The following is a 17,482-nucleotide window of genomic DNA, read 5'->3' on the forward strand; positions in this document are numbered from 1 at the left end:
CAGCCTTCGCTCCTACCCCCCGTTTGACTCCCTCTCCTCTTCTTCTTCTTCGTATCCCAAATCCCAGTCGATGAGCAGATTCTCCCGCTCGGCGTCCCGATTGACCCTCTCCCGGTTCCGGCGGAACTGCGGATCGTGGGGAGGGAGCAGCAGTAAGCGGGCTTCGGCCCGGACCTTGAACTGCTCGATGTGACCCGAATCGCCGAAGTCAGACATAAAGTCCCAATGAGGTGCCACCGGACCCATATAAACCACCTTCACATGCCCAACCGGTGGCTCGGGCAGGGCATCTATGGTGTCAGTCATCGCATCGCTCCTGTAGGAAATGGGGCCTTGACATTGTAGCCGCATCGGGTCGATATCCCGAATGCCCATCTTGTGGCTATGATGAGCAGGCGGGCGGTCGAGAGTTCTAGGAATCTCAGGAGCGGAGGGAACTCTTGGCCGATGTGGGGCGTCTTACATGTGGGGGCATGTAACCGATGGAGGTCCCATGAACGAGAGTTGGATGGATCACGGCAAATGCGTTGGGAAGTCGCCCAACATCTTCTTCCCCAGTAGCGGCATGGGGGTGGACAGAGCGCGAAAGATCTGCCAGGAGTGCGTTGTGCAAGAAGCATGCCTGGAATACGCCCTGTGCAACCGCATCAAGCACGGCGTGTGGGGGGGCAGGTCTGAACGCGAACGCCGACGTCTGCTTCGTCAAGCGGCCGCTTGACAACGGCGTTCAGGACAGAACGGACCGGGTGGCCGCCATTACTTGGGGGGCCATGGTTTGAGGGCCGGCCGCGGCCAGGGCGGTGCTGAACACCTCGGGGAACCATATGGGCTCGGCGCCGCCATCGGAGACAATGCCCAGGACCTCGGCGAAGTCGACCGCGCCGTCGCCGGGAAGGAGCCGGGCGGTCATGGTCTCGGTGGCAATGTTCGTGTCCTCTGGAGGCTCGGCTGGGGCATCGCAAAGCTGAACCACTCGCAAGAACTCTGAGGGAATCTGACGGAGCAGGTCGGGGTTGGGACCGCCGGGCTGGCGGTACCAGTGCCACGTGTCGACCATGATGCCGCCGTTGTCGCAGTCGGCCCGCTGCAAGATCTCCCACGCAGTGGCCAGGTCGGGGATGCCCGTCCAAGGCAAGAACTCCATGCTGACCTGCAATCCGGCGTCGCCGGCGGACTGACAGAGGGTCTTGAAACAAGCGGCCACTTCGTCGATGGGGGGCAGTGTCGATTCCATGGTGACCGCCACCACTTCTCGGCTGCCCACCGCGTTGGCGTACTCGCTCAGATTGGCCACTTCCGCGGCAGCGGCATCGCGATCGGCATTCAACCAGCCGAAGGCCGCTTCAGCCACGGGGTGGGTCAGGTGAAGCTCCCCCAATCGATCAGCCAGCCAAGCGGCGTCGACGCCGGCCATTCCCAGGGTGAAGGGCCAAACGCTGATGCCGGTATAACCCGCATCCGCCGTCGCGACCAGCGATGATTCCAACTGGTCAAAGGTCAACTCAAACGGGTTGACGGACATCGTGGCCAAAGACATGACCAGTTCTTCAGAGGTTGTTGCCGACATCAGGGGGTGATGCTATGCGTCTTTGGGCTTCTCGTCCGCTTTGTCCTCGACCTTCGAATTCTCGGTCACGCCCTCTTTGAACTCTTTTTGGGCTCGGCCCAGCGAGCGGGCCAGCTTGGGGAGCTTGGCCCCGCCGAAAAGAACCAGCAGGATGACCAAGACGATGATCAGCTCCGTTGCCCCGAGATTCATGCGCTCAGACTACCCCGAAATGGTCTGGGTGTGTCAGCCGAACTGCGCTTGAGTTCAAGCGCCAGAGCTGTCGGCCACCGCGGTCACCGGTTCCCGTACTCGGGTGAGTCCCCGAGCCCGGCGGACCCGGCGCCGCTCCCGCTCGCTCATGCCGCCCCAGATGCCGAACTTCTCGCCGTTCACGATGGCGTACTCCAAACACTCCTCACGCACCACGCAAGCCCGGCAGACCTCTTTGGCTTCTCGGGTGGACGCCCCCCGTTCCGGGAAGAACAGATCAGGGTCCACTCCAAGGCAGTTGGCCAGCGCTTGCCACGCCCGGCCATCGTCGCCCCCATCAGATTGCTTCGAAGTTGTCTCCACCAGTCTCATAGCACCCCTCCTGGATTGCTCGGTCGCGGAAACGACTCGCTTGTAATTTCAACAAGGTAACTCTGCCAGGTAATAGTTACCAATGCAAGAGGAATCTTTCGCTGACTGGGAAAATGCTCAGCGGCGACGGGCGCCCAGCAGCTTCCGCTTGTGCTCCACGAAGTCCACCAGCACGTAGTCGCCCAGTGTCTCCGGCGTGGTGAAGAAGGCCCGTCCGCCGTTCATCTTGGAGATCTGCTCGATGAAGTTGGTGAGGTACGACGTGGCATCCAGCATGAACGTGTTGATTCGTATCCCCTCCCGGGTGGCCCGCATGACCTGCTCCAGGGTCTTGTCCACCGTGGCCCGGGCCGGCGGGTACGAGAAGAAGGGGCGACCGTCCTCGTCCACATGGGCGGTCGGCTCGCCGTCGGTGACCATGATGATCTGCTTGGTGCCGCTGTGGCGGGCCAGCATCTGGCGGGCCAGCATGAACCCGTGCTGCATGTTGGTGCCGTACACGAAATCCCACGACACCTCGGGAAGCTGCTCGGGCTTGACCTCCCGGGCGACCTCGCTGAATCCAACGATGCCCAGGAAATCCCGGGGGTACTGCGAGCTGATCAGAGAGTGAAGGGCCATGGCCACCTTCTTGGCCGGCAAGAAGTTGTCCCTCATGGGCATCGACAGCGACAGGTCGAGCATGAGCACGGTTGACGACCGCACGATGTTCTCGGTGCGCTCCACCTCGAAGTCCTCCGGCGACAGCTCCACCGGGGTGCCGCCGCCGGTGCGCTGGATGGCGTTGCGGATGGTCCGCTCGATGTCCAGGTTGAAGGGGTCGCCGAACTCGTAGGGCTTGGTGTGGTACTCCCGCTCGTGTCCCCCGCCGAACATTTCCATGGCGTGCTGGCCCACTCTGTCTTGCTGGAGCTTCTTGAATAGGTCCGACAGGGCGTTCTGGCCGATCCGACGGATAGCCCGGGGGGTGAGCTCCAAGCGGCCCTCCCGATTCTCGATCAATCCAGCCTCTTCCAGCAGCTTGGCCAGATCGGCCATCTGCTCCAGGCTCTGGGCGGCCTCGTCGCCCAGAAGCTCCCGGGCCCGGTCGATGTCCACCTCGGCCAGAGCTCCGGGGTTGTTGGCTCCCCGGAGCAGATTGTCGAGCTGGTCCAAGTCGCCCAGCTCCTGCATCATCTGGGCGGCCGAGGCGAAGTCGAGGGGATCAGCCCCGCTGAAGTCGTACGACCGGTCCCAACCGGCATCGGGGAACATGGCCTGGAGGTTCTGGGACAGCTGGTCCACCTGCCAGCGAAGGTCCATGTCCTGCAAAAGCTGTTCGGCCAAACCCTGGAGCTGCGCCCGCTGCTCGGGCGTCATCGACGCCATCATGGCCGACATGGCCGCCATGCGCCGGGCCATGACCTCCAACAGCTCGCTCAGCGTGCGGGGGTTCTCGGGGAAGAAGTCGCCGAAGCGCTCCATGAAGCTGGCGAAGTCGGATTGGAGGCGCTCGTCCAGCATCCGGTTGCGCTCGGCCGGGTCGTCGATGTCTGAGGGGAGCTGCTCGTCGGCCATCTGGCGCTTCTCCAGCAGGCTGTTCAGCTCGGCCATCATGTCCTTGGCCCGAGCCAGGTCCTCCGGGGAGAGATTGTTCATGCCGTCGGTCATCTGGTTTACGTAGTTCTGCATGAGCTGCTGGCGGAGCTGCTCCACCAACTCGTCAAACCGCTGCTGGGCCTCCGACGAGGTGAACTGGTAGTTCTCCAGCTCCTTGATCTGTCCGGCCAGATCGGGGGGCAGCATGTCGAGCTGGAACCGGCGCTGGTCCACGGTCTCTTCGGTGATGGCCGCCCGGCGCTCGTCGCCTGATTCGGCCGCTTCGGCGGCGAGGCCATCGAGCGCGTCGCGCTCCATGTCGATCACATCGCGCAGCTCCTGGGCGATGTCGTCGTAGACCCCGCCGAGGTCGTGCTGCTCCAATCGCTCCTGGCGTCTCTGGCGGAGCTGCTCCATCATTTCCCGCAGGCCCTGAACCCGCTGGCCGTCGACGTCGAAGCCCTGTTGGAGAAGCCGGCGCAAAGCGGCGTTCACGTCGCCGTGGTAGAGGAGATCGTCGTTCATCTGGGAGAACAGATCGGCGGTGGAGAAGTCGAAACCGGTCTGGGTGCCATCCCAGCGGGAGTAGGCCACCCGATGAGCAGACCGGCGGCGGCCTCTTCGCCATCTCCGAAGCATCCCGCCAACCTACTCTGAACGAGATGGATGGCCATACCGGTCCTGATTTCGCCTGGGGGTGGACCGCGGACTCCGTGTCGTTGGAGGGGGTTGCGCCCGCGGCCGACTGGTCGGTGTGGGAGCGGGAGGGGCGCGCACCCCGGTCAGGCGAGGGGTGCGGGTTCGGCATCGACTTCCGGGCCGACCTCGCACTGCTGGCCGAGTGGGGCTTCACCCACTGCCGGCTTCCGGTGGAGTGGGCCCGGGTGGAGCCCGAGCCCGGCAAGCTGGACAGCGACGCCATCGACCGGTACCTGGACGTATTGGCCGCGGCCCGCGACGCCGGGCTGCAAACCTGGCTGGTGCTCCAGAACACCACCCTGCCGGGGTGGTTTGCCGACGACGAGGGCGGCTGGAGCACCCGACAGGGGCGCACGCTGTGGTGGGCCCGGTGGGTGGACCGGTGCGGCGAGTGGTTCTCCGACCGGGTGGCCGGGTGGGTGCCGGTGGAAGACCCGGTGGGCTGGGCGGTGCGTAGCCGCCTCATGGCCCAGCGCCCTCCCGGACGGCGCAGTTTTGCCGACGGCGTGGAAGCGGCCCAGCACGGGCTGGAGGCCATGTTCGAGGCCTGCCGACTGCTCCGCAGCGGGAGCCAGCCGGTGATGGGGGCATTCGGCCTCCACACCGTGTTCGCCGCTGATCAGCGGGCCGACTCCCTCGCTTGGCAGGGCTGGTGGGACCGCCTGCTGTGGCAGAGCTGGACCTCAGCGCTGACCGACGGGGAGATCACCGTGCCCGACCGCCCGATAGTCGCCCGTGAAGAGTTCCGAGACGCGATCGACGTGGTGGGCATGTGCTTCGACGCTCCGGTTTCGGTAAACCAACACGGCCACCTCGGGCCGTATCCCGCTACCGCCCGATGCGACGACTCCGGCTTGGCCCCCGAGCCCGAGGAGTTGGGCCGGGCGCTGGCCCGCCTGGCCGACATGCTGGGCGATGTGTCGCTGGCGGTGGCCGGCACCGGCGCGTCCACCACCGACGAGACCTGGCGCGATCAGCTCTTGGGCCGAACGCTAGATCAGGTGGAGGCCGCCAGATCCGACGGCATCAACGTGGTGGGGTTCTTCGCCGACACCGCCGTTGACGGCTACCACTGGCACCTGGGAAGGTCAACCGCCCGAGGCCTATTCGACCGAGACCGCAACCCCAAAGACGCCGCCCTCACCCTGCGCGACCGCATCCAGGGAATCGAGGCCGATCAGGTTCTGCCGCGGTAGACGGCGGCGCCGGCTAGGGATTCCTTATTGAGGCGTTTGGAGAGGTGGAGGCCTTCCAGCACGAACTCGATGCCGCTGGCCACTAGCGCGGGGTTTTCCAGATCGCCGGGCTCGTAGCCCAGCGCGGCCAGCGCGCTGGCGAAGGCGGGCACCTCGTCCACGAGGGCGGCATAGTCGGCCGAGGAGATGTCATCACCGGCGTTGACCACCCGACCTTCCTCGAAGGCCTCGATCACCTGCTGCTGCACCTCATGGTCGACCGCGTCTCTGAAGGTTTGACGGACAGCTTCTTTGCGGAGGTTGCCCAGGATCTCGGCATCGCGGTCGTCCTCAATGGTCTCGATCTCGATCTTGCCCAGGGTGGACGGGGTAAGCGCGTCCAAGTCGGTCACCCGGGGCACCGCGGCGACCTCGCCCGTACGAAGCGCTCGCCGGATGGCGGCTGCGGCCAGCGTCTCGTAATTGGACACCGTCAACCGCACCGACACCCCCGATCGCTGGTTGATATGGGGGCTCTGTCGGGCCAAGAAACTGAGATACACCAGCACCTCGCTCATGAAGTCCGGCATCGTCACCAGCACGTCGGCTTCGGGTACGGTCGCCTCCTGCTCGGTGATGTCCAGCTCAATGTCCACGTCGGTCGGATAGTGGGTGCGGATCTGGGCACCGAAGCGGTCTTTGAGCGGGGTGATGATGCGGCCCCGGTTGGTGTAGTCCTCGGGGTTGGCCGACGCGAACAACAAGATGTCGAGGGGCAAGCGGATCTTGTGGCCCCGGATCTGCACGTCCCGCTCCTCCAGCACGTTGAGCAGCCCCACCTGGATGCGCTCAGCCAGGTCGGGCAGCTCGTTGATGGCGAACACCCCCCGGTTGGTGCGGGGCACCAGGCCGTAGTGGATGGTCAGCTCGTCGGACAGGTACCGGCCCTCGGCCACCTTGATGGGGTCCACCTCACCGATCAGATCGGCAATCGAGGTATCGGGGGTGGCCAGCTTCTCCCCGTAGCGCTCACTGCGATGGACCCATGAGATCGGCGTGTTGTCGCCCTCGGCGGCGATCAAGTCTTTGGCGTGCTTGGACACCGGGTTGTCGGGGTCGTCGTTCACCTCGGAGCCAGCCACAATCGGAATCCACTCGTCGAGCAGTTCGAGCACCAGGCGGATCATCCGGGTCTTGGCCTGGCCCCGCTCGCCCAAAAAGATGATGTCGTGGCCGGCCAAAAGCGCCGTTTCCAGTTGGGGGATGACGGTGTCTTCGTAGCCCCAGATGCCGGGGAACAGGTCTTCGCCGGCTCGAATGCGCTGGATCGCGTTGCGACGGATTTCCTGCTTGACGGAGACCGACTGCCAGCCGGATTCTCGTAGCTCGCCGAGGGTGGAGGGTTGAGACATAGGTGAGAAACCTAGCCCATAGATTAAGCAGGTGGACCTAGGCGGGAAATGGGTGGCGGCTCCGGGGGGCGAGGCCCTTCTGGGGTTTCCTGATGAGGGGTTTGACGACTCAGACTGGGTTCCGGTGGCGGTGCCGGGGCATTGGGGACGGTTTCCAGAGCTGGGCGCCGAGACTTCGGTGCGGTACCGGCATCGCTTCAGCCAGCAGCCTCCGGCGGCGGGGGAACGGCGGTGGCTGGTCTTCGAAGGACTGCTGTATCAAGCCGATGTTTGGCTGAACGGTGGCTACCTGGGCGATGTGGAGGGCTACTTCATGGCCCACCAGTTCGACGTGACCGAGGCCATGAGCGGTCGGGCTGAGCACCTGCTGGCTTTGGAGGTGTCGTGTCCGTCCCGGTCGTCCGACATCTCCGGGAGCCACATGCTGGGGTCGCTGGGGCAGGCGCCGGAGCTGCTGCCGCCGGGTAATTCCGGTGGGCTGTGGGCCCCGGTCAGGGTGGAGAGCACCGGAGAGGTCCGAATTCTGGACCTGCGAGTGGGCACCTTCGGCGCCTCCGAACGACGGGCAGTGGTGGCCTTGCAAGCTGATTTGGATGCTTCTCGAGCGGGCCTGGTGCGAGTTCACACCACCGTGGGCGAGGTGGAACACACCGACGATCATGTGCTGGCCGCGGGGCTCAATCAGGTGGAGTGGCGAGTGACCGTGCCCGAACCCCGCCGGTGGTGGCCCCACCGGTTGGGCGACCAGCCCCTCTATGACGTCACCGTCGAAGTGGGAACCACCCAAGGGGGGCTGAGCGACCGGCGGCGGGTGCGCACCGGACTGCGAACCGTGGAGATGAACCGATGGCAGTTCTCGATCAACGGCGTCAGGATGTTCCTGAAGGGCACCAGCTTCAGCCCCTCCTCCCCGTGGTGGGCCGAGGTGGACACCGACAGCCTGCGCCGCGACGTGGAGTTGGCCAAAGAAGCGGGACTCGATCTGATCCGGTTGTACGGCCACATCGCCCCACCCGCACTGTACGACGCGGCCGATGACGCTGGGATGCTGATCTGGCAAGACCTCCCCCTGGTGGGCCCGTTTCCCCAAGGCAGCCGAAACGCGGCCACCGACTGCGCTCAAGCTGCCGTCGGCGCAGTGGGTGCCCACCCCAGCGTGATGCTGTGGTGCGGCCATGTCGACCCCCTGGGCGACAGCGCCAACCAAACAAGTGAGAGTCCTCCGGGCATGGCCCGACGCCTGGCATCTCACCAGCGACCCAGTTGGAACCTGTCGGTGCTAGATCGGAGCATCAAGCGGGAGATTGAGCGGCGAGACCCTACCCGTCCCGTGTTGGCCTATTCCGGAGTGCTCCCCCACCTGCCCCGCCTGGACGGGACCGACACCCATCTGAGGCTGGGCTGGAAGCGGGGCTCCGAACGGGATCTGGAGCAAATCGCCGCCCGCTGGCCTCGCGTCGTCCGCTTCGTGTCCCAGTTCGGCGCCCAGTCTCCGCCAAAGGAGCTGCCATTGCTCTCCCCACAGACGTGGCCTGAACTGGACTGGGCCAGACTGGTCCGAGATCACGGGCTGGACGCAACCGCCATGAACCGCCACGTCCCGCCCCGCGACCACACCACCCTGGAGGAATGGCAGCAGGCGGCGTGGGCCTACCAGGCCATGCTGGTGCGACGCCATATCGAAACCCTGAGACGGCTCAAGTATCGGCCCGCAGCCGGATTCTGCCAGCACTTCTTCGCCGACTCCCACCCTGCGGTGTCCACTGCGCTGCTCGACTGGCAGAGGTGGCCCAAACCGGCCTACGAGGCCCTGGCCAAAGCCTGCCAGCCGGTCATCGTGGTGGCTGACCGGCTGGCCGCCGAGTTGACCTCCGGCGACGAGTTGGAGATCGGCGTCCACGTGGTGAGCGACCGCCAAGAACCGGTGGCCGGACTCCAGGTGGAGGCCACCCTCGAGTGGCCCGGCGGCAGCCAAACCTGGAGCTGGGTCGGAGCAGTGGGCTCAGACGAATGCGTGATGGTGGGAATCATCAACTGGAGAGTTCCCGATGCTTCCGGCCCTGCTGCCCTCCACTTGCAACTCACCGGACCCATGGAAGCCGCCAACCGCTACGACGCGGTCATCTTCAGCTAGCACGCAAGCTGGCTGATGCCCCGGTTCGGCTAGTCGCCGGGGGTGGGGCGCCGGTACCGTCGGCGGGAGAGCGTCTGGGCTGCCGGTGGCCTGGAGCGGAGGCAACCGATGGCCCAGACCATGACGAGAGTGAGCACGCCGCCGCCGGTGCGGTCGGAGTCCAAGATCAAGCTCCCGTGGCCGCTCAGCATCTACCAAACCGCGGTGGGCAAGAAGTGGGTGATGGGCCTCACCGGGGCGGCCTTGCTGGGCTTCATCGTGGTCCACATGATCGGCAACCTCCATCTCTACGAGGGGCCGCTGGAGATCCACGAGTACGCCGAAACCCTTCGGGATCTGGGCACCAAGCTCCTCCCCCGCACCTGGCTGCTGTGGATCATGCGCATCGGGCTGATCCTGGCCTTCGCCCTGCACATCCACTCGGCCTACTCCCTGAGCCGGATGAGCCTGGCCGCCGACCAGCGCTACCCCGGCGGACGGAACTACATCGCGGCCAACTTCGCCTCCCGCACCATGCGGTGGACCGGCCCCATCATCGGGCTTTACCTCTTCTACCACCTGGCCGATCTCACCTGGGGCTGGTTCAACCCCGACTTCGTTAGGGGCGACCCCTACCACAACGTGTCGGAGAGCCTGGGCAGCATCCCAGTGGCGATCCTGTACATCGTGGCCAACACTGCCCTGGCCGTCCACATCTTCCACGGCACCTGGAGCATGTTCCAGAGCCTGGGGATCAACAGTCCCCGCTACAACCATCTGCGCCGCTACCTGGCCGCCGGACTGGCCGGGATCATCCTGGTGGGCAACTTGAGCTTTCCGATCTTCGTGCAGGCCGGGGTGATCGACGACAACGGCCGCTCTGTAGTCGAGGAGCTCCAACAACACGGAGCCGCCGAAGGGGAGGAGCACTGATGCTCGGCTCGCTCGACGCCCGCATTCCGGCCGGATCGCTGGACAACAAGTGGACCGACCACAAGTTCTCCATGCGGCTGGTGAACCCCAACAACAAGCGCCGCTTCGACGTGATCGTGGTGGGCTCGGGGCTGGCCGGGGCCGCGGCGGCGGCCTCGCTGGGCGAGCTGGGCTACCGGGTCAAGGTGCTCACCTACCACGACTCCCCCCGCCGGGCCCATAGCATCGCCGCCCAAGGGGGCATCAACGCGGCCAAGAACTACCAGAACGACGGCGACAGCGTGTACCGGCTGTTCTACGACACCATCAAAGGGGGCGACTACCGGGCCCGGGAGGCCAACGTGTATCGCCTGGCCGAGGTGTCGGTGGACATCATCGACCAGGCCACCGCCCAGGGCGTGCCCTTCGCCCGGGAGTACGGGGGGCTGCTCGACAACCGCTCCTTCGGCGGCGCCCAGGTGTCCCGAACGTTCTACGCCCGGGGCCAAACCGGCCAGCAGCTCCTGTTGGGGGCCTACTCGGCGCTGATGCGCCAGGTGGCCGCCGGCGCGGTGGAGTTGCACACCCGCTCGGAGATGTTGGAGCTGGTGATGCACGACGGCCGCGCGGTGGGCGTGGTGACCCGCGACCTCATCACCGGCGAGATCGTGCCCCACTCGGCCCACGCCGTGGTGCTGGCCACCGGGGGCTACGGCAACGTGTACTTCCTGTCGACCAACGCCAAGATGTGCAACGTGACTGCGGCGTGGCGGGCCCATCGCAAGGGGGCGCTGTTCGCCAACCCCTGTTACACCCAAATCCACCCCACCTGCATCCCGGCCAGCGACGACTTCCAGTCGAAGCTGACCCTGATGTCGGAGTCGCTGCGCAACGACGGCCGTATCTGGGTGCCGGTGGCCCACGAGGACGGCCGGGCGCCCCACGAGATCCCCGACGCCGATCGGGACTACTTCTTGGAGCGCAAGTACCCGGCCTTCGGCAACCTCGTGCCCCGCGACGTGGCCTCCCGCAACGCCAAGACCGTGGTGGACGAAGGCCGAGGCGTGGGGCCGCTGCGCAACGGCGTCTACCTGGACTTCTCCGGTGCCATGGCCCGCGACGGCGAGGCGGTGATCCGGGCCAAGTACGGGAACCTGTTCGACATGTACGAGCGCATCACCGGCGAAGACCCCTACACGGTGCCCATGCGCATCTACCCCGCCACCCACTACACCATGGGCGGGCTGTGGGTGGACTACGAGCTGATGAGCAACGTGCCCGGCCTGTTCGTGATGGGCGAGGCCAACTTCAGCGACCACGGGGCCAACCGGCTGGGGGCCTCGGCGCTGATGCAGGGGCTGGCCGACGGCTACTTCATCCTCCCCTACACCATCGGCAACTATTTGTCGGACTTCTTGGGCGATCCGGCACTGGGCACCTCTGAACCAGTGTTCGCCGACGCCGAGCAGGCGGTGGCCGACGAGATGGACCGCTGGCTGTCGATCGGGGGCACCCGCTCGGTGGACCATTACCACCGGGAGCTGGGCAAGCTGGTGTGGGACTACATCGGCATGGCCCGCAACAAGACCGGCTTGGAGAAGGCCCTGTCGGAGATCCCCGCCCTGCGCGAGGAGTACCACCGCAACGTGCGGGTGCTGGGCTCGGCCGACACCCTCAACCAGTCGCTGGAGAAGGCCGGCCGGGTGGCCGACCTGTTCGAGCTGGCCGAGCTAATGGCCCGAGATGCCCTGACCCGGGAGGAGTCCTGCGGCGGCCACTTCCGGGAAGAGCACCAGACTGAAGAGGGCGAAGCCATGCGGGACGATGACAACTTCACCCACGTGGCCGCCTGGGAGTGGAATGGCGAGGGCACCCCCCAAAACCGCCACCGAGAGGAACTGGAGTTCGACAACGTGGAGCTGACCCAGAGGAGCTACAAGTGAGCGCCGAGATCAACCTCACGCTCAAGGTGTGGCGCCAGGCCGGTCCCAACGCCGAGGGCCGTTTCGTGACCTATGAGGCCGACGGCATCAGCACCGACGCCTCGTTCTTGGAGATGCTGGACATCGTCAACGAGCGGCTCATCGAGGCGGGCGAAGAGCCCATCGTGTTCGAGTCTGACTGCCGGGAGGGCATCTGCGGCACCTGCGGGCTGATGATCAACGGCCAAGCCCACGGCCCCCAGAAGGGCACGGCCACCTGCCAGCTCCACATGCGCAGCTTCAGCGACGGCGACCACATCGTGATCGAGCCGTGGCGGGCCACGTCGTTCCCCGTGCTGCGGGACTTGGCGGTGGACCGCCGGGCCATGGACGCCATCATCGGCGCCGGCGGCTACATCTCGGTGAACACCGGCGCCGCCCCCGACGCCAACCTCACCCCGGTGCCCAAGGAGACGGCCGACACTGCCTTCGACGCGGCGGCCTGCATCGGCTGCGGGGCCTGCGTAGCCGCATGCCCCAACAGCGCGGCGCAGCTGTTCACCGCAGCCAAGGTGCAGCACCTGAACCTGCTCCCCCAGGGCCAGGCCCAGCGGTGGGCCCGAACCGAGGCGATGGTGGAGACCATGGAGGCGTTCTTCGGCTCGTGTACCAACCACGGCGAGTGCGAAGAGGCCTGCCCCAAGGAGATCCCCATCGACTTCATCGCCTGGACCAACCGCGACTACATCAAGGCCAAGGTGAAGAACCGCAAACTGGTCGGCTAGCGATAGCGTCAAAGCATGACCACCATCACCGCCGACCTCTCGGTCGAGAGCGGCCAGGACTTCGCTGTGGAACTCCGCTCGGGCTCGCACCTGTGGGCGGCCGACGAGCCCGAAGACCTGGGAGGGGATGACACCGGCCCCAATCCCTATGAACTCCTCCTGTCGTCAGTGGCGGCCTGCACTTGCATCACCCTGTCGATGTATTGCCAGCGCAAGGGGTGGAAACTCCACTCGATTTCGGCCCGCTTCGAGCACGACCGGGTTCACGCCCGTGATTGCGACGATTGCGAGGTTGACGCCTCGGGCTATATCGACAGAGTGCGCAGCCAGATCTTCATTGAAGGCGACTTCAACAATGACCAGCGAGCCCGTCTGGAAGACATCGCCCGCCGCTGTCCCGTGCGCCGCACCCTCGAGGGGGGCATGTCCTTCACTACCGAAGCAGTGTTCGCGGGCTAACGCCCAACCTGGTTGATGTCGGCCATCGGAAAGGCAAACGACGTCGTCCGCCACGCGGCGCGGGGATTGCTCATGGGCGCGGCCGACGTGGTGCCCGGCGTGTCGGGGGGCACGGTGGCACTGCTGCTGGGGATCTATACCCGGTTGATCGACACTGTGCGGGCCGGAGCCGGGGTGCTGGGCGCGTTGCTGCGGGGTCGGTGGCGAGAAGCGTGGGAACGGTTACGGGATTTCGACTGGTGGTTCGCTGTGCCGCTGGTGGTGGGAATCCTGGTCGCTGTCGTGGCCCTGGCGTCGGTGATCGACGAGCTGCTGACCGACGAACCCGAGGCCATGGCCGGACTGTTCTTTGGCTTGGTGGCGGCATCGGTGGTGGTGGCCTGGAATCTGCTGGAGAAACCCAGTGCGGGGTTGGCTGTGACGGCGCTGGCCGTGGGCGGGCTGTTCTTCTGGTTGCTGGGACTCCAGTCGGGGCCGGTGGACGACCAGACCGAGATCGCGCTGTTCGGAGCGGGCATTGTGGCGGTATGCGCCATGTTGCTGCCCGGCATCTCCGGGGCGTTCATCCTGCTCATGCTGGGGGTGTACCCGGCAGCGATCGCCGCGGTGGACGACCGGGTCTGGGCTGACTTGGCCGCACTGGGCACCGGGGCAGTGCTCGGGCTGGCCCTGTTCTCCAACCTCATCGGCCGAGTGCTCCACCGCTGGCACGACCCCACCCTGGCCGTGATGGTCGGGCTGCTGCTGGGATCGCTTCGGGTACTTTGGCCCTGGCCCGCCGGAGTGGGCGTGATCAGCCGCCACGCCGAAGAAACCATCGACGGCACCGGCCTCGCCTGGGCCCCCGCCGCCGACCTATGGCTTCCCGCCCTCCTCGCGGTGGCCGCCGCCTCTCTCGTCCTCGTCCTTTCCGCTATGGCCGCAAAGCAAGGTGGTTCTTCTCGGTCCAGACTGGCCCGTCGGGACTAGCAACCAGGGATCGCTCCAGACGAGCGCGCTGGGCGGTGTCGGGGTGGTCGACAGGGAGAGGGGCGGAGGCAATGACAGTGCCGCCGGTGGGGCCGTTGACCCACTCTTGGTCCCACCAGGCGGGCGTGCCTTGCCAGTGGAAACGACGGCCTCGGCCGTCGAATTCGAATTCCTCATCATCAACCAGGACTAGGCCGTGTACTACATCGAGACCGTCAACCGCTTCCCACTCCAGTTCCAAGCCGTAGGGCACCCGGTCGCCCCAGCCCCTCCCAAACACCTCCTCGGGGTCGTCCAATGCCACGGCGAACGCCTCGAGGTCCACGGTGAAGTGCTCGTCGGGGATCTGCTCGATGAACTCGGTCCACAGGCCGGGGGCGCGCAACTCCAGGGTAGATGGGCGGGGCAGCGGGGCATCAGTCTCCACCAGCACAACAGGACGGCGATCAGGACCGACTAGCGCTGACCAGAACCAGCTCCGTCCCAAGTTGGGCCATAGCGTGAGCTGCGCGTAACCGCCCAGCGAACCGTCGGGCGCGGCGAAATCGCCGTACCACGACTCGGTCCACAGTCGGTGCGTTGGTGCTGTCGTCATAGTCCCTCGCCGGTACGGTAGGGCCTGGTGCCGGGGTACTTGAGCGAGGAGTGGATCCAGGAGGCCGACGCCGCCCTGCGAGCGTCAGGGCTGTGCACGTCGCAAGGGGATCACTTCGCGGTAGAGCAGCGAGTGGGCGAGATGGTGTTCCACATGGTGTTCGACGAAAACGGCGCCCGAGTCAGCTCCGGGCCGGCCACCGATCCTGCGATGGTCTTCTGCCAGAGCAGGGCTACTGCGGTGGCCATCGCGCTCGGACAGCTGTCGGCTGAGGAGGCGGTATTGAACGGGGAAGTCACCTTCGAGGGTGACCCCATGGCCCTCTTGTCCCACCGGCGCTTGCTGGCCAACACCGAAGACGTGTTCGCCGAAGTGCGGGCTCGCACCGACTGGGACTGCTGACCGCACCGCCGACGGCTCCTGCTCAACCCCCACCGGTGTTGGGCAAGTCAGCCATTTCTGCCAGGGCTCGAGCCGCCGCTTGAACCAGGGGAAAGGCCAGACAGGCCCCGGTGCCCTCCCCCAGACGGAGATCCAGATCCAGCAAAGGGCACAGGCCGAGATGATCGAGCACGATGGAGGCGGCCGGCTCGCTGGAGCGATGGCCGGCGATGGCAAGGTCCGCGGTGCCGGGCGCCAGGGCTTCTGCCGCGCACAGAGCGGCCCCGGCGATCACCCCGTCCACAATGAAGGGAACCCGGTTCTCAGCGGCGGCAATGAACAGCCCCGCGAGGGCCGCAATCTCCAATCCCCCCACCGTGGCCAGCACATCGATGGGTTCGGCACAGGCGGCGGCTCGCCCGATGGCAGTGGCCACCAACCCGCGCTTGTGGTCGAGGCCCCCGGCGGGAACTCCCGCACCCACTCCAGTGACCTCTTGGGCTGATCGGCCGGTGAACGCGCCGATCAACGCAGCCGCCGACGTGGTATTGCCGATGCCCAAGTCACCGCCGATGAGGCAGTCGGCGCCCGCTTCTAACTGCTCGGACGCGATTCGTATTCCTACTGCCAGCGCCGCTTCGGCTTCGCCAAGGGTCATGGCCGGCCCGCTAGCAATGCTGGCCGTACCGTCGGCCACCCTCTCGTCTCTCACGCTGGGGAGCAGGTCGAGCGGGGTCTGCACTCCTACGTCGACCACGACCACCTGAGCGCCCACCGCCTCGGCGAACACCGAGATAGCGGCCCCGCCACTGCTCACTGCGGCCACCATCGCCGCGGTGATCTCCGACGGCCACGCGCTGGCCCCATCGGCCACCACGCCGTGATCGCCGGCGAAGACAACCACGACTGGATTGCCGGGCACAGGCGGCGGGCAGACACCGGCCACCCCGGCCAAGTGAACACCTAGGTCTTGTAGTCGCCCCAGCGCGCCCGGAGGCATAGCCCGAGTCGCCCAGCGAATCCGGGCCTCTTCCATAGCCTGGTCGTCAAGCAGAGGCGATGAGGGGAACAGCGATAAGCCCATGTCGGTCATTCTCCGAGCCGGCTCATGGATCGGCCACCAGGGCTAGCAGGGCGGCAGTTTCTGCCACCATGATCACCGCACCCAGAACATCGCCGGTGAATCCGCCCAGCCGACGCCACGCCAACCCCACCACGCCGCCGGATGCCACCACCATGACCCCGGCCGCCACCGCACCCGACACCCCTTCGATCAGCACCAGAGCGGCCACTGCGGGTGCCAGCCACAACACCAGCCAGAGCCTTGCCCCCTCCAGAAACGGGGCGGCTAGCCCACCGGGCCGGGCGTAGGGCACGATGGCCGGAACCACTGCGGCCACAGTCCGGCTGCCGGCCCAGATTGGAACCAGCGCCAGCGACTCGATACCGCCCGCTGACAACGCCGCCCATCTGACCGCCACCACAACCACAACTGCGGCGACGGCGAACGCGCCCACATCGGGTCGGCTCATCACCGCCAGCCGCCGATCCCTATCCATATGGGGAAGGAGCCCGTCGGCGCTATCAGCCAGACCGTCGAGGTGCAGTCCGCCGGTGAACACCAGGTCGGCGGCCACTACCAGGATCCCGACCACCACCAGTGGCCATAACTCGGCTGCCCCCCAGTGGATGGCAGCCAGCACCCCGCCCAGCCCGGCCCCGACCACCGGAAACCACCAGAGTGCTCGACTATGGGGTGCCTGGCCTCGACCAGCCACGGTCAGAAATGCCACCGCGCCCATAACCGCAGGCCGTCTCACCTTCGCCCTACTTCCCATCGGCGGGAGGCAGCTCGAGCGCCCGCCCCGCTACCACCAGCAAGACTTGATCAGCCACCGCAGCAACCTGCTGGTTCAGCACCCCCAAAACATCGACGAACCGCCGGCCCAACTCACTGGGAGGATGAACCGCCAGCCCCACCTCCTCGGAAACGATAACTGTGGGCGCCGTCCGGTCGGACAGAGCGGCCAGCAGATCACCAGGATCCACTTCCATTTCCGGGTGCTGCGTGACCCACGTGCCCAAGGAGTCGACCACCACCGGGTCGCCGGTTTCCCTAAGCAGCCGGGGAAGATCATCAGGGCCCTCGCACTCAGTGGTGCTCCAACCCGGGGGGCGCCGAGACTGATGGGCCGCAACCCGGGCCGCGTGGTCGGGGTCGTTGGGATCGACCGCGGCGGTGGCCACGTAGGTGACTTTCGGCCCCAGTGTCCCGGCAATCGCCTCAGCCACCCCCGACTTGCCCGAGCGGGTCCCGCCCAGCACCAGCACGATCATGAGCGACTACCCGT

19 protein-coding genes are annotated in these 17,482 nt (G+C 66.2%); 9 read left to right on the forward strand and 10 right to left on the reverse strand.

Annotated features, from left to right (window positions below; all coding sequences use genetic code 11):
• Positions 1 to 12: 12 nt before the first annotated feature.
• Positions 13 to 306 (reverse strand): hypothetical protein, encoded by a 294-nt coding sequence (locus ACOGJC_RS08745; RefSeq protein WP_419848119.1) that lies wholly within the window; start codon positions 304 to 306, stop codon positions 13 to 15.
• Between the two features lie 187 nt (positions 307 to 493).
• On the opposite strand from ACOGJC_RS08745, the gene ACOGJC_RS08750 reads away from it, so the two are divergent.
• Entirely contained in the window at positions 494 to 718 is a 225-nt protein-coding gene (locus tag ACOGJC_RS08750; RefSeq protein WP_419848120.1) for a WhiB family transcriptional regulator, read from the forward strand.
• A gap of 9 nt (positions 719 to 727) precedes the next feature.
• Here the strand turns inward: ACOGJC_RS08750 and ACOGJC_RS08755 are convergent, their stop codons facing one another.
• The 4 genes from ACOGJC_RS08755 to ACOGJC_RS08770 all read right to left on the reverse strand — a co-directional run bounded on the left by ACOGJC_RS08755 (position 728) and on the right by ACOGJC_RS08770 (position 4,348).
• Positions 728 to 1,567: a sugar phosphate isomerase/epimerase family protein gene (locus ACOGJC_RS08755; protein ID WP_419848121.1), complete on the reverse strand. Its 840-nt coding sequence runs from the start codon at positions 1,565 to 1,567 to the stop codon at positions 728 to 730.
• A gap of 12 nt (positions 1,568 to 1,579) precedes the next feature.
• Positions 1,580 to 1,759 (reverse strand): twin-arginine translocase TatA/TatE family subunit, encoded by a 180-nt coding sequence (tatA, locus tag ACOGJC_RS08760; RefSeq protein WP_419848122.1) that lies wholly within the window; start codon positions 1,757 to 1,759, stop codon positions 1,580 to 1,582.
• Positions 1,760 to 1,813: 54 nt separating this feature from the next.
• Positions 1,814 to 2,131, reverse strand: coding sequence for a WhiB family transcriptional regulator (locus tag ACOGJC_RS08765; RefSeq protein WP_419848123.1), 318 nt, complete (start codon positions 2,129 to 2,131; stop codon positions 1,814 to 1,816).
• A gap of 117 nt (positions 2,132 to 2,248) precedes the next feature.
• Positions 2,249 to 4,348 (reverse strand): hypothetical protein, encoded by a 2,100-nt coding sequence (locus ACOGJC_RS08770; RefSeq protein ID WP_419848124.1) that lies wholly within the window; start codon positions 4,346 to 4,348, stop codon positions 2,249 to 2,251.
• 23 nt (positions 4,349 to 4,371) lie between these two features.
• Between ACOGJC_RS08770 and ACOGJC_RS08775 the strand changes: the two genes are divergently transcribed.
• A complete protein-coding gene (locus ACOGJC_RS08775) occupies positions 4,372 to 5,604 on the forward strand; it encodes a family 1 glycosylhydrolase (RefSeq protein ID WP_419848125.1) in 1,233 nt (410 codons plus the stop codon).
• On the opposite strand, the gene ACOGJC_RS08780 is transcribed toward ACOGJC_RS08775, so the two are convergent.
• Positions 5,586 to 6,995, reverse strand: a complete 1,410-nt coding sequence (locus ACOGJC_RS08780) for a magnesium chelatase (RefSeq protein ID WP_419848126.1) — start codon at positions 6,993 to 6,995, stop codon at positions 5,586 to 5,588. The two genes, ACOGJC_RS08775 and ACOGJC_RS08780, sit on opposite strands and share 19 nt — an antisense overlap.
• Positions 6,996 to 7,026: 31 nt before the next feature.
• Between ACOGJC_RS08780 and ACOGJC_RS08785 the strand changes: the two genes are divergently transcribed.
• From ACOGJC_RS08785 to ACOGJC_RS08810, 6 genes are all read left to right on the forward strand, one after another.
• Entirely contained in the window at positions 7,027 to 9,129 is a 2,103-nt protein-coding gene (locus ACOGJC_RS08785) for a glycoside hydrolase family 2 protein (RefSeq protein ID WP_419848127.1), read from the forward strand.
• A gap of 108 nt (positions 9,130 to 9,237) precedes the next feature.
• The gene (locus tag ACOGJC_RS08790) at positions 9,238 to 10,041 is read left to right on the forward strand and encodes a succinate dehydrogenase cytochrome b subunit (protein ID WP_419848128.1); all 804 of its coding nucleotides are present in this window, start codon (positions 9,238 to 9,240) and stop codon (positions 10,039 to 10,041) included.
• The gene (locus ACOGJC_RS08795) at positions 10,041 to 11,963 is read left to right on the forward strand and encodes a fumarate reductase/succinate dehydrogenase flavoprotein subunit (protein WP_419848129.1); all 1,923 of its coding nucleotides are present in this window, start codon (positions 10,041 to 10,043) and stop codon (positions 11,961 to 11,963) included. Before ACOGJC_RS08790 ends, ACOGJC_RS08795 begins: the two co-directional genes overlap by 1 nt.
• A gap of 8 nt (positions 11,964 to 11,971) precedes the next feature.
• Positions 11,972 to 12,727, forward strand: a complete 756-nt coding sequence (locus ACOGJC_RS08800) for a succinate dehydrogenase/fumarate reductase iron-sulfur subunit (protein ID WP_419848216.1) — start codon at positions 11,972 to 11,974, stop codon at positions 12,725 to 12,727.
• 15 nt (positions 12,728 to 12,742) lie between these two features.
• Entirely contained in the window at positions 12,743 to 13,186 is a 444-nt protein-coding gene (locus ACOGJC_RS08805; RefSeq protein WP_419848130.1) for an OsmC family protein, read from the forward strand.
• Positions 13,187 to 13,201: 15 nt separating this feature from the next.
• Positions 13,202 to 14,155 (forward strand): DUF368 domain-containing protein, encoded by a 954-nt coding sequence (locus ACOGJC_RS08810; protein WP_419848131.1) that lies wholly within the window; start codon positions 13,202 to 13,204, stop codon positions 14,153 to 14,155.
• On the opposite strand, the gene ACOGJC_RS08815 is transcribed toward ACOGJC_RS08810, so the two are convergent.
• Positions 14,100 to 14,750, reverse strand: coding sequence for a hypothetical protein (locus ACOGJC_RS08815; protein ID WP_419848132.1), 651 nt, complete (start codon positions 14,748 to 14,750; stop codon positions 14,100 to 14,102). The genes ACOGJC_RS08810 and ACOGJC_RS08815 overlap by 56 nt on opposite strands.
• A gap of 27 nt (positions 14,751 to 14,777) precedes the next feature.
• Between ACOGJC_RS08815 and ACOGJC_RS08820 the strand changes: the two genes are divergently transcribed.
• Complete coding sequence (locus ACOGJC_RS08820) at positions 14,778 to 15,152, forward strand: SCP2 sterol-binding domain-containing protein (RefSeq protein WP_419848133.1); 375 nt, start codon at positions 14,778 to 14,780, stop codon at positions 15,150 to 15,152.
• Positions 15,153 to 15,174: 22 nt separating this feature from the next.
• Here ACOGJC_RS08820 and cobT read toward each other — a convergent pair whose 3' ends face one another.
• The 3 genes from cobT to ACOGJC_RS08835 are packed head-to-tail and all read right to left on the reverse strand — an operon-like array spanning position 15,175 to position 17,468.
• Positions 15,175 to 16,224, reverse strand: coding sequence for a nicotinate-nucleotide--dimethylbenzimidazole phosphoribosyltransferase (cobT, locus tag ACOGJC_RS08825; RefSeq protein WP_419848134.1), 1,050 nt, complete (start codon positions 16,222 to 16,224; stop codon positions 15,175 to 15,177).
• A 13-nt stretch (positions 16,225 to 16,237) separates the two neighbouring features.
• Complete coding sequence (locus tag ACOGJC_RS08830; RefSeq protein ID WP_419848135.1) at positions 16,238 to 16,951, reverse strand: adenosylcobinamide-GDP ribazoletransferase; 714 nt, start codon at positions 16,949 to 16,951, stop codon at positions 16,238 to 16,240.
• A 7-nt stretch (positions 16,952 to 16,958) separates the two neighbouring features.
• Positions 16,959 to 17,468 (reverse strand): bifunctional adenosylcobinamide kinase/adenosylcobinamide-phosphate guanylyltransferase, encoded by a 510-nt coding sequence (locus ACOGJC_RS08835; protein WP_419848136.1) that lies wholly within the window; start codon positions 17,466 to 17,468, stop codon positions 16,959 to 16,961.
• Positions 17,469 to 17,482 lie beyond the last annotated feature (14 nt).

Source organism: Candidatus Poriferisocius sp., assembly GCF_965204015.1.
In the GTDB taxonomy this organism is placed as follows: domain Bacteria; phylum Actinomycetota; class Acidimicrobiia; order Acidimicrobiales; family Bin134; genus Poriferisocius.